This window comes from Pseudomonas kilonensis (genome assembly GCF_001269885.1).
Classification (GTDB): domain Bacteria; phylum Pseudomonadota; class Gammaproteobacteria; order Pseudomonadales; family Pseudomonadaceae; genus Aquipseudomonas; species Aquipseudomonas kilonensis.
This window is the reverse complement of sequence record NZ_LHVH01000022.1, coordinates 92,388-104,847: the sequence shown is the minus strand read 5'-3', so window position 1 is coordinate 104,847 and position 12,460 is coordinate 92,388. Positions and strand designations below refer to the sequence as shown.

The following is a 12,460-nucleotide window of genomic DNA, read 5'->3' as shown; positions in this document are numbered from 1 at the left end:
GAATGACTCAGGCCTTTTCAACCAGCATGCGCCCGACCATTTCCATGTGCAGGGCGTGGCAGAACCAGCTGCAGTAGTACCAGTGCAAACCGGCCTTGTCGGCGGTGAAAGTGATCGATGAGGTCTGTTGCGGGCTGATCTCCATGCTCGCGCCGTGGTTGGTCATGACAAAGCCGTGGGACACGTCTTCGATCTGGTCGATGTTGGTGATGGTCACCGTCACCTCGTTGCCTTGCTTGACGGTGAACTCCGTCAGGCCGTAGGCCGGCGCCATCGAGGTCATGTACACCCGCACCTTGTTGCCGTCGCGGATGACCTTGTTGTCGGTTTCCAGGTTGATGCCGTCCTTCTTCGCCAGCTCCACGGTGCCGGCGAAGAACGGATCGTTGCGGCTCCAGATTTTCTGGGTCTTGATCTGGTCACGCCGGGCGAGAATGCAGTCGTGCGGTTCGGCGAACGCCGGGCCGTCGTGCACCAGCTTCATTTCTTCACCGGAAATGTCGATCAACTGATCGTTCTCCGGGTGCAATGGGCCGGTGGGCAGGAAGCGGTCCTTGGAGAATTTGCACAACACCACCAGCCACTTGCCGTCCGCCTCGCTGGTTTCGGTGAGAGACGCATGGTTGTGGCCAGGCTGGTACTGGACGTCGAGCTTCTGCTTGATGTAGTTGACCTTCTCGCCCTTGTAGGCACGGATGGCCTCGTCCATGTTCCACTTCACCACCTGGCTGTCGATGAACAAGGTGGTGTAGGCATTGCCGCGCCCGTCGAACGTGGTGTGCAGCGGCCCGAGCCCCAGTTCCGGCTCGGCGACGATCACTTCGCGGGGGTCCTTGAAGCGGTCGGCGAACAAATCGTCCAGGCGGTCGATGGCGATCATCGAGACCGTGGGCGACAGCTTGCCATTGGCGATGAAGTATTTGCCGTCCGACGAGGTATTGAGCCCGTGGGGGTTCTTCGGCACGGGAATGTAGCGGGTGAATTCGGAGTCCTTGCCATCGGTCTTGCGGCCATCGACCACCGGCACCTTGGAGCCGTCCAGGTTGATGAACTTGCCGGCCTTGATCGCCGCCTCGATCCGCGGGATGTTGAACACCACCACCCAGTCGCGCTCGTTGCGCATCATGCCGCCCAGGTCGTAGGCCTTCTCGGAGTTGTAGCAGGTGCTGGCAGCGTATTTGCCGGTGTAGTCAGCGTCGGAGTTGTCCAGGTTGCCGTCGACGATCACCTGGAACGCCATTTCCATTTTCTCGGCATCGATGGCGTTGAACATCGTGAAGCTGTTTTTGTCCTGCAGGTCGAAGGTATGGCCGTCGTTGGGGTGCGGGATCACGAACTCAGCGTTGGCGAACACGTACTTGGTGTACGGCACCTTTTGCAGGCGCAGGCCGTGGATGGCTTGCACGTTGGGCACGGTGAGGATCTTGTCGCACTTCATGATGTCCAGGCGAATGCGCGCGACCCGAGAGTTGGCCTTGTCGTTGATGAACAGGTATTTGCCGTCGTACTTGCCGTCGGTCATGGAGATGTGCGGGTGGTGGCAATCGCCGTTCTGGTACTTGGCGCTGTCGCCCAGGATGCGCTTGCTTTCGTTGGTCAGGCCCCAACCGGTGGCCGAGTCGACGTTGAACACCGGGATGCGCATCAGCTCACGCATCGATGGCACCCCCAGCACCCGCACCTCGCCCTGGTGGCCGCCGCTCCAGAAACCGTAGTATTCGTCCAGCTCCCCAGGCCCGACGTGCACCTTGGACTTGGCCTCCTTGGCCGCCGCCGCCCAGGACTCACGGGTGAACGTCCCGGCCCCCAGCGCCGTCGCGCCGGCCAGTACCGCACCGGTTACCGCGCCAGTGCCGAGAAAACTGCGCCGGCTGACACCCCTGGGTTCTTCCACCGAGCCCGGGGTTTGGTTTTTTTTGTCGCTCATGCTGTGTGCTCCATGAAGAATGAAACGGTCAAGGGACAGGCCATTGGGGTGCCTCAAGGCGCCGGGTTCACCTGCACCACGGGAATCAGTTGCGGATCGGTCGCGGTCGCCTTGCCGCGCTTCTTGCGCTTGTTGATCAGCGGCGGGCATTTGTTTTCGTTGTGCCAGGTCATCTGGCAGTCGAGGCAGTAATGGCATTCGTTGGCATTGATCCGGCCATCGGGATGAATCGCCTGGATCTCGCATTCCTTGGCGCACAGTTGGCAGGGGTTGCCACACTCCTTGCGGCGCTTGAGCCAGTCGAACAGCCGCAGCCGGGTCGGCATCGCCAGGGCCGCGCCCAGCGGGCAGACGTAGCGGCAATAGACCTTGCGGGTAAACAGGTTGATCACCAGCAGGCCCACGGCGTACGCCACGAACCACCACTGGCGGTCGAACCTGAGGGTGATGGCGGTCTTGAAGGGTTCCACTTCGGCCAGCCGTTCGGCGCTGGCCATCGACTCCAGCGAGACGCCGAACAGCACCAGCAAAATGATGTACTTGATCGCCCACAGCCGCTCATGCACGGCGAACGGCAACTCGTATTGGGGCACCTTGAGCTTGCGCGCCAGTTCGTTGATCAACTCCTGCAACGCGCCGAACGGACACAGCCAGCCGCAGAACACCCCACGTCCCCACAGCAGGATGCTGGCGGCGGTGAACACCCAGAGAATGAAGATCAGCGGATCGGTGAGGAACAGCTCCCAGCGAAAGCCTTCGAACAAGGCGTGGACGAAGGTCAGCACGTTGACCACCGACAACTGGGCCAAGGCGTAGCCGCCGAGAAAAACCACGGTGAAGACCAGGTAACCGCGGCGCAGCCAATGCAACAGCGTCGGCCGCCGGGCCAGTGAATCCTGGAAAAACAGGATCGCCGTCAGCACCAGCAACGCGGCCCCAAGCACACTGATTTCGACACTTTTCTGATACCAGAGCGTCAGCCACATCGGCCGGCTGGCTTCTTCGGCGGCCGCCAGTTGCTCGGCGGTGGGCAATGGCCGCTCCAGGTAGGGCTCCGGCAACTGATAGGCCAGCTCGAAGCTGCTGAAGGTGCCGCTGACCGGTCCGGTCTGACGACGCACCAGCAGCTCCAGGTTCCAGGGTGAGCCAGGGTCGAAACGGTGGGAGGCGCGGATGATGAAAATCGCCATTTCATCGAAGTCCGGCATGTCATCGAGGGCCACGTCATTCAGGCGCTGAAAATCCAAGTCGCGAAAGCTGATGGTGTCGCCGGACTGACGCAGCTGCACCCGGTCGAAGATGCCGCCACGCACGTATCCCGAGCCCTTGAAGGAATAACGACCGCTGCCCATCACCGCGATGGCCTGCTCGCCCGGCTTGAGCTCGGCCATCAGTGTGCGGTATTGCGCCTCGCCCAGCAGGTTGCGGCCGATGGTGGGTGGATTGAGGTGGGTGGCATAGAGGTCGATGAAGGTGTCATTCACCTGCTCGCCGCTGGCGGTCTCGACCTGTTCGGCTTCGGTGCCCTTGAAGGACGCATCGACCTGGCCGCGGGTCAGGAGCAGGCGCCGTACAGCGCCGTTGCCAGTCAGGGTCTTCCAGTCGGCGCGCTCGTAGATGTCCTCACGCACACGCGCCGGCGCCACGGCCAACCCCGCATCGCCCTTGACCAGGCCCAGGGACACCGCGACATCGTGGGCGGCACGCATGATGACCTCGTTGACCACCATCGCCGTCACGGTAGCCCCGGCGATGGCATCCACGGTCACGGCATTCGGGTCGCTGGAATGCCCCACCACCACCCGCTGATTGACCTTGATGCCGCTGTAGCGCGCACTGAACGCGTGGAGTTTTTCTTCGGCGATGCCGATCAGCAGAATCGGCTCGTGGTGTTCGAGCACGTAGGCATCGAGGATCACCCCCGCCGGATCGAGAATGACCTGGACGTTGATCGGCTTGCCGGAATAGGCGGGAATGTCCACCACATCCAGGCTCTGGAACACATAGCCCAGGACCTTGCCAGCAGCAGACAATTTGCGAACCTTGAAGGGCCCATCGGGCTCGGAGATCGCGTCGGTCTGGCTCAGTACGTGGTGGATGCGCTGTTGTTGGATGTCACCGTAGTCCTTGGCCTTGACAATTCCGGCGAAGAGCAGCAGTAGAACGAACAGCCCGGGGAGCCAGGAGCGGGATGGGTACAACATCGCAGAGGAACGGGTCATGGACGCCAGGGCTTAAAGACAGGATCTTGGCGATCATGGTAGGGGCCGGCCCCTTCTTCGGCCCTTGATTGAAATCAACTTGGAAAAAACTTAAACCCGCCCCCCAAAAACTGTGGCGAGGGGATTTATCCCCGCTGGGGTGCGAAGCAGCCCCAAAGCCTGTCCCTGTGGTGTGTCAGGTTGATTCTGATCAGCTTCATTGGGGGTGCTTCGCACCCCAGCGGGGATAAATCCCCTCGCCACAAGTTGGTGTCAGTTCAAATAACAGCGCGCGGTCCAATCCTCAGCGCAACCCATAGGCATAGATGCGACCGTCATTGTTGTCGTACCAATTGCCGTTGGCCCAGAACACCCGGTCCTGCGTCGGTTGAAAGCCGAGAATGCCCAGGTAACCGTCGATGGCGAGGCGCTGCCAGGAGCGGCCCCAATCCTTGGAATAGAACACCCCATCGGCGGAGATGTTCGCGTCCGACCACCAGTAGAGCCAGCGCGGTGGATGGTGGTCGCTGGTCGTGTTGATCAGCAGGGTGTTCTGGCCCAGCCAGAGATTGTCGCCACGTACCTGGGTCTGCGATGCCAGGGGGGCGAACACACTGGGCAGGTCACCCATGGTCGTCCAGGTCAGGGCGGCGGTGTCCAGTTCGGCGACAACATCTTGCCCGCGGTCACCCTGGTCAATCAGCCCAATCACCCGCCCGGCGTCGTTCTGTACCAGCTTGCTCACAAACAGGTTGTCGTCACGCTGTACGTCGACCACCTGCCACCGTCCGGCCTTGGCTTGCAACCGGGCCCGTGTGGTGACGTTGATCGCGATATTGTCGCTGACGCCATCCGGATGGACGCCCCAGAAGCGTTGGGACACCCAGATAAAGGCCGTCTGTGCATCCAGTTGCAGGACATTGGTCTGGATTTCCCCCTGTTCGCCTGCGTTTGTGCCCCAGTCAGTGATGTCAGGGCGTTTGCCGTGGGCGTATTTGGCGGGCACCAGCAGCGACTCGGGCGCCATTATCGGCGCGCTGTTCGCCCCCCGATCAGCCGAGTAGAAGACGCCGGTGGAAACGGCTGTCGGCTTCTCTTCTTCGCTGTCTTCATCCACCGCGTCCGGCGTGCCCACGGCCCAGACTTCATTCGAGCCGTGGAAATAAGGAGCCAGGCTCCAGGCCAACGATTCGGCCTGGGGAAACCAACCCTTGGTCAACCAGGTCCAGCGCTGGCCTTGATCATCAGTGCGAAAGACCACGGTCTGATCGGGGTCCTGGGTATTCGCCGTTTCAGGCCGACGAAGGCCCGTGAGCAGGAACACACGGGTGCCGTCGGGGCTGGCTACCATACAAGCGCTGCCGCTGACATGTGCCACGAGCTGAAATTGACCTTGGGCGTCCAGGCGGGAAATGAAGGTGGTTTCCTTGTCAGCGCGAGAAAACAAACCGGCAAAGGTTCCAGACTCTTCCGCTTCATTGGGCTGCTTCGGCTGGCCATAGACCAGCGCATCCAGGTCCAACACGTCAGCGGACGGTTCGAGCTCTCGGGCCTCCCTCTCCAGGCGCGCCACCAGCCAGGTTCCCTGTGGCGTCACCGTCACGCCCGTGCAATACGAGGACATCGCTCGCAACTCGGTGTCCTTCACTTCACCGACTTGTCGCTGGTCAGGACTGTCGCCGCCCAACTCCAGTTTGGCGCTGGCAATCATCCAGATGTACCAGAGCGCGGCACCGGCCAGCAGCGCGACAAACAGTGTGGAGAACAACTTCGATCGAGGCATGAGGCGTCCGTATCCATGGGAAAAATCTGCAGAGCTTTTCTCATCTCTTGCGCCCGGAGTAAATTTTTATCGCACGCGAACGGTTGAACCCGGTCGCATAATTGTCAGCGCTGTGATCCAGTCCACTCTGCCATCGCCATAATGCAGCGCCATAACGCCCTGAAGCGTTGCACCAACGTCCACAAGGAATGCCCGATGCCCCCACGCTCCGCCCCTGCTTCAACCGCCGACCTGCCGCAAGGCACCGGCTTCGTGCGGGTGCGTGGTGCCCGCGAACACAACCTCAAGAACGTCGACGTGGACATCCCTCGCGATGCCCTGGTGGTGTTTACCGGCGTGTCGGGGTCCGGCAAATCGTCGCTGGCCTTCTCCACGCTTTACGCCGAAGCCCAGCGTCGCTACTTCGAGTCCGTCGCACCCTACGCGCGTCGCCTGATCGACCAGGTCGGCGTGCCGGACGTGGACAGCATCGAGGGACTGCCGCCGGCAGTCGCCTTGCAGCAACAGCGCGGCACACCCAGCGCACGCTCATCGGTGGGCAGCGTCACCACCCTGTCGAGCCTGATTCGCATGCTCTACTCCCGCGCCGGCAGCTACCCGGCCGACCAACCGATGCTCTACGCCGAAGACTTCTCGCCCAACACGCCACAGGGTGCCTGCCAGGAATGCCATGGCCTGGGCCGGGTCTATGAGGTGACCGAAGCGTCCATGGTGCCGGACCCGTCGCTGACCATCCGCGAGCGCGCCGTGGCCGCCTGGCCCATGGCTTGGCAGGGCCAGAACCTGCGGGACATCCTGGTGACCCTGGGCTATGACGTCGATATCCCCTGGCGCGACCTGCCGAAGAAGCAGCGGGACTGGATTCTCTTCACCGAACAAACCCCTACCGTTCCCGTATACGCCGGGCTCACCCCAGCCCAGACCCGCGCCGCCCTCAAGCGCAAGCTCGAACCCAGTTACCAGGGCACGTTCAGCGGCGCCCGGCGCTACCTGCTGCACACGTTCATGCACTCGCAAAGCGCGCAGATGCGCAAACGCGTGGCGCAATACATGCGCGCCAGCCCCTGCCCCGTGTGCGAAGGCAAGCGCCTCAAACGCCAGGCGTTGACCGTGACCTTTGCCGGTCTGGACATCGCCGAACTGTCGCACCTGCCGTTGCTTGAACTGACCGACGTGCTCAAGCGCGTCCTGGCACCCGACTACCTGGAACAGGCTGAAGAAACCGGAGACGTCCTCAGCCACCGGCAAACCCGAGAAGCCCGCGAGCAACGCGCCGCCAGGGGCGACAACCCGCACGCGGGTGGGCCCGACGCGCGCCACACTCCCAACCTCTCCCTGGAGAAACGCCTGGCCGCCCAACGCATCGCCGCCGAGCTGCTGGAGCGGATCGTCACCCTGATCGACCTGGGCCTCGGCTACCTCGCGCTGGAACGCAGCACGCCGACGCTTTCGTCCGGCGAACTGCAACGCCTGCGCCTGGCGACCCAACTCAATTCCCAGTTGTTCGGGGTGATCTACGTGCTGGACGAACCCTCCGCCGGCCTGCACCCGGCCGACAGCGAAGCGCTGTTTGGCGCCCTGCAACGCCTCAAGGCAGCGGGCAACTCGGTGTTTGTGGTCGAACACGACCTCGATACCATGCGCCGCGCCGACTGGCTCATCGACGTCGGCCCGGACGCCGGCGAACAAGGCGGGAAAGTCCTCTACAGCGGGCCGCCGGCAGGCCTTGGCCAAGTGCCGGAATCACGCACCCGTGGCTACCTGTTTGGTGAGGAACACGTTATGGCACGCAGCCCTCGGACGCCCAGCGATTGGCTGCGCCTGGAAGGCATCACCCGCAACAACCTCGACAACCTGAGCGCGGCCTTTCCCTTGGGTTGCTTCACCGCCGTGACCGGCATCTCCGGCTCAGGCAAATCCAGCCTCGTCAGCCAGGCCCTGCTGGATCTGGTCGGCGCCCACCTGGGCCAGGCCAGCCCCAACGCCGAACCCGATGAGCAAGGCCTGGAAGACGAACCCGTGCAAACCAGCGGCGGGCGCGTTACCGCCGGGCTCGACGCGGTCAAGCGGCTGGTGCAGGTGGACCAGAAGCCCATCGGCCGCACCCCGCGCTCCAACCTCGCCACCTACACCGGGCTGTTCGACCATGTGCGCAAACTGTTCGCCGCGACGGCGCAGGCGCAAGCACTGGGATTCGATGCCGGACGGTTTTCCTTCAATGTCGCCAAGGGCCGTTGCGAGACCTGCGAAGGTGAAGGCTTTGTCAGCGTGGAATTGTTGTTCATGCCCAGCGTGTACGCCCCCTGCCCCACCTGCCACGGCGCGCGCTACAACCCGCAGACCCTGGCGGTGAGCTGGCAAGGCCTGGACATTTCCCAGGTGCTGCAACTGACCGTAAACCAGGCTCTTGAGGTGTTTGCCGAGCAAGCGGCGGCCAGGCGCTCATTGCAGGTGCTGCAGGATATCGGGTTGGGCTACTTGCGCCTGGGCCAACCGGCCACGGAACTGTCCGGCGGCGAAGCCCAGCGGATCAAACTGGCGACAGAACTGCAGCGCAAGGCCCGGGGGGCGACGTTGTATGTGTTGGATGAGCCCACCAACGGGCTGCACCCCCAAGACGTGGATCGCTTGCTGGTACAGCTGAATCGCCTGGTGGAGGAAGGTCACACGGTGGTTGTGGTGGAACATGACATGCGCGTCGTGGCGCAGAGTGACTGGGTCATCGACATCGGCCCGGGCGCAGGCTCCCAAGGTGGTAACGTCGTGGCCTGCGGGGCTCCGGAGGAAGTCGCAGCCTGCCGGGAAAGCCGGACGGCGGAGTTTCTGAAAAGGGCTTTGCAGCCTGGAAGATAAAACCTGGCCCAAATCCCGCCCACGCCCCCCCGTCGATCGTTCCCACGCTCCTGCGTGGGAATGTCGCCAGGGACGCTCCGCGTTCCGTTTCTGGAAGGTGACGCAGAGCGTCACGGGATGCATTCCCACGCAGAGCGTGGGAACGATCAAAAGATCGCAGGCTTCGCCAGCTCCTACAGACCCAGCGCGAGCTTGAGTTTTCAGACCGTACGTGAATACTGGACCGTCTGGTCCGCCCCCAGGTATGCGTCGAAAGCCATGGCCACGTTGCGCATCATCAATTGCCCCTGGGGCAACAACACCAGCTCGTCGTCGCGAAGGTCCAGCAATCCGTCGCGCACCAGTTCCTGGAGCCGCTCCAGGGCATCGGCGAAGTACTCGGTAAATCGAATGCCGTGGGCCCTCTCGATCCGGCCGAAATCGATTCGCCCATGACACATCAGTTCGCTGATGACCTCGCGCCGCAGGCGATCGTCGTCACTCAGCCGATAACCGCGCTGCACCGCCAGCAAGCCTTGATCCAGCCGGGCGTAATACTGGGAAAGCTCCTTGACGTTCTGGTTGTAGCTGTCACCGACCTTGCCGATCGAGGACACCCCCAGGCCAATCAGGTCGCAGTCGGCGTGGGTGGAATAACCCTGGAAATTGCGCTGCAGGCTGCCCTGGGCGCGGGCGCGTACCAGTTCGTCATCTGGCAAGGCAAAGTGGTCCATGCCAATGTAGACGTAGCCGGCTTCAGTCAGGCGATTGATGGTCAGCTCGAGCAACTCCAACTTGCGCTCTGGCGGCGGCATGTCTTCTGGCCGGATCATCCGTTGCGCCCGCACCCGTTGTGGCAGGTGGGCGTAGCTGTAGGCCGCGATCCGGTCCGGACGCAGGGCGATGATCTTGCTCAAGGTGACACCGAAACTGGCGATGGTCTGCAAAGGCAGGCCATAGATCAGATCGACGCTGACCGACTTGAAGCGCGCCCGGCGCGCGGCCTCCACCAGCTCGACGACCTGGGCTTCGCTTTGCACTCGATTGACGGCGATCTGCACCTGGGCATCGAAATCCTGGACGCCAAAGCTCAGGCGGTTGAACCCCAGCTGGCGCAGGCCTTGGATCTGTTGCGCATCGATGGTCCGCGGATCGACCTCGATGGAAAACTCATGGGCGTCGCTGTCGTCCATGTCGAACGACTGGTGCAGGCAGTCCATCAAGTCGGCCAGTTGCTCATGGGTCAGGTAAGTCGGCGTGCCCCCGCCCAGGTGCAGTTGGGTGAGTTTGCGCGAGCGGTCGAACAAGGCCGCCTGCAGGGCAATTTCGCGCTTGAGGTAGGTCAGGTATTCGACGGCACGATGGGTCTTGCGCGTGATGATCTTGTTGCACGCGCAGTAATAGCAGAGGCTCTGGCAGAACGGGATATGGATGTACACCGATAACGACTTGGGCTGCGGCGCCTGGTTACTGCGCTGGGCAGCCTGCTGGTATTCGTCCATGGCAAAGGCCTGGTGGAACTGCGGCGCCGTCGGATAGGAGGTGTAGCGCGGCCCCGGGCGGTCGTATTTCTCCACCAGGGCACGATTGAAACCGGATGCAGCATTCATGATGGGTTCAACTTTTCAAAAGGGTGTGGGCCTGCGTCATCCAGTCCTGGGTCGAACAGATTGCAGATCGCATCGACGTTCAAACGCCCGGCGGGCAGGATGCCGATAAACCGGCTCGACAGTTCGATCAATCCCTGGTCTTGCAACACTTCCAGCGACGGCCAGACGGACGCGAAATGCTCGCGAAACACCAGGCCGAAGCGTGCCTCGATGGCCACGATATCCAGCTCCAGGTCACAGGACAGTTGCTCTGTCACGCTCGCCTTGACCTGATCCTGCGCTTCACAGCGCCAGCCGCGACACACCGGCAATTGCCCGGCATCCAACTGCTGGTAATAGTGAAGCAGGTCGTCGGTGTTCTGTACGTACAGGTGCTCGATCTGCGTGATGGCTGACAAACCGAAGCCCACGTGATCACAGCAACCGTGACGGGTAAAACCCTGGCAATTGCGATGCAGGCGTCCGTGCTCCTGGGCCACCGCCAGGTCATCGTCGGCCCTGACGAACTGACCCAGGCCGATGTAGTGATAGCTGGCGCCAATCAGCTGTTCACAGCAAATTTTCCGCATGGCGTCCTTGTCGGCCGGGCTGCAAAACTCGCCGGCCATCCCGGCGTTTTTCGAGCGGTAACGATACGGCGCGCGGGCATAGTCGAAAACGTGCAACCGGTCAGGTTCCAGTTCGATCAGCGTCGCCAGTTTCAGGGCGAAACTGCTCGGTGTTTGCCAAGCGTGGCCGTAGCCCAGGTCAATGTTGATGGAGCGAAAACCAAACGTGCGCGACGCATCGATCAACGAATGGATCGGTGCCGGGTTCTGATAGCAATCGACCGACAGATCGCTGTCGACGCCAATGTCGGGCACACCGATGCTGACATGGGAGAAACCCTGGTCACGGATCAGGCCCATGGTCGACCAATCCGTGTGGTGCAGGTCCACCTCGATGCTGTGGTCGCCGCCGTCGTATTCACTGAAGTCGAAGCGCTTGCGCAGCTCACTCATCAACTTCTGCAGATGAGCGATCACCGGTGTGCCACCGGTCAGGCAAAACTGCTCGACGCGCCGCCCTGCGCCCAGGTGACAACCGACCAACCCCAACTCATAGGTCAGGCGTTGCAGGTAGCCCTCGATCTCGCCGCAGCGGCAGTCACTGGCCAGGGGCGAACACGACGCCAGCCGCAAGCGCGAAGGCAAGTGCACCGCCACGGATAGGGGTCGGCGTTTCTGACGGCTGCTGCGCAACCCTCGAAGCAGGTCGAGCGAACCGACACCTGCGTGGAATCTGCGCGTACCGACCGGACAATCGAAATCAGCCACCACAGGGGCACGTCCCGAGGGGCGCTCACCGAGGGTATGGAACGGGTCGAACATGACAATCTCCGAGTGGCTGTGCGCGAGCAGTTTGCGGGGTAACCCGTCGGGCCACCTTGACCTGTATCAAGCGCCTTGGAACCACGCCGCCAGCGCTTACCAGGTGACGTAGAACATGGCCTTGGCCAGCAGCACGATCGCAACCATGTGCAGGAACACGCTGGTATGGATGATGTGCACGTAGCGGGCGTTCATGCGCCCGCTCCTGAACAGCCACATGGCCCAGAGGAAATGCCCCAGCACACTGCCCGCCAACAGGATCTTGAGCCCCAGCAGCAAACCGAAGGATGACTGCAACGGTGACAAGAGCACCGGCCAATAGCGCAGCCAGACCATGCCAATGCCTGCGCCGAACAGCACCAGCAGTACCCACGGCATCAACTGCCGGGCGCGTTGGCTGATGCCTTGCTCCAGCAGCACCATGACCTTGGCGGGCAGTTGCTTGCGAATGCTCTCCAGGAACAGGACTTCGAAGAAAACCGTGCCGATGAACACCAGCGCGGCAAACAGGTGCAAGGTCAGAAACAGCGGATAACTCATGAGCTTCCTCGGTCGCCCTCTTCAACGGGGCGATGGTTTATTCGAGGTTATCGCGCCATCCCCGAAGTGGGGTTGATGCCAATCAAGGAAAGCGCCATCAGTCGCCATAGAACCTGTGGGAGCGGGCTTGCTCGCGAAAGCGGTGTGTCAGTCACGGCAATGGTGGCTGATTCGCCGCCTTCGCGAGCAAGCCCGCT

7 protein-coding genes are annotated in these 12,460 nt (G+C 62.2%); 1 reads left to right on the top strand and 6 read right to left on the bottom strand.

Features of this window, described 5'->3' with window-relative positions; genetic code table 11:
- Window positions 1-7 precede the first annotated feature (7 nt).
- From nosZ to AD662_RS14770, 3 genes are all read right to left on the bottom strand, one after another.
- Complete coding sequence (gene nosZ, locus AD662_RS14780; RefSeq protein ID WP_024617190.1) at window positions 8-1,927, bottom strand: TAT-dependent nitrous-oxide reductase; 1,920 nt, start codon at window positions 1,925-1,927, stop codon at window positions 8-10.
- A 53-nt stretch (window positions 1,928-1,980) separates the two neighbouring features.
- Entirely contained in the window at window positions 1,981-4,131 is a 2,151-nt protein-coding gene (nosR, locus tag AD662_RS14775; protein ID WP_053188337.1) for a transcriptional regulator NosR, read from the bottom strand.
- 301 nt (window positions 4,132-4,432) lie between these two features.
- On the bottom strand, window positions 4,433-5,911 hold the full coding sequence (locus AD662_RS14770; RefSeq protein ID WP_053188334.1) for a hypothetical protein: 1,479 nt from the start codon (window positions 5,909-5,911) through the stop codon (window positions 4,433-4,435).
- A gap of 195 nt (window positions 5,912-6,106) precedes the next feature.
- Between AD662_RS14770 and AD662_RS14765 the strand changes: the two genes are divergently transcribed.
- On the top strand, window positions 6,107-8,764 hold the full coding sequence (locus AD662_RS14765; protein ID WP_053188331.1) for an excinuclease ABC subunit UvrA: 2,658 nt from the start codon (window positions 6,107-6,109) through the stop codon (window positions 8,762-8,764).
- Between the two features lie 200 nt (window positions 8,765-8,964).
- Here AD662_RS14765 and hemN read toward each other — a convergent pair whose 3' ends face one another.
- The 3 genes from hemN to AD662_RS14750 all read right to left on the bottom strand — a co-directional run bounded on the left by hemN (window position 8,965) and on the right by AD662_RS14750 (window position 12,263).
- Window positions 8,965-10,353 carry an oxygen-independent coproporphyrinogen III oxidase gene (hemN, locus tag AD662_RS14760; RefSeq protein WP_053188328.1) on the bottom strand — a complete coding sequence of 463 codons (1,389 nt, stop codon included), beginning with the start codon at window positions 10,351-10,353 and terminating at the stop codon, window positions 8,965-8,967.
- Window positions 10,350-11,723, bottom strand: coding sequence for an oxygen-independent coproporphyrinogen III oxidase (locus tag AD662_RS14755; RefSeq protein WP_053188325.1), 1,374 nt, complete (start codon window positions 11,721-11,723; stop codon window positions 10,350-10,352). Before AD662_RS14755 ends, hemN begins: the two co-directional genes overlap by 4 nt.
- 96 nt (window positions 11,724-11,819) lie before the next feature.
- Window positions 11,820-12,263, bottom strand: a complete 444-nt coding sequence (locus AD662_RS14750) for a CopD family copper resistance protein (RefSeq protein ID WP_018604032.1) — start codon at window positions 12,261-12,263, stop codon at window positions 11,820-11,822.
- Between the last annotated feature and the right edge of the window lie 197 nt (window positions 12,264-12,460).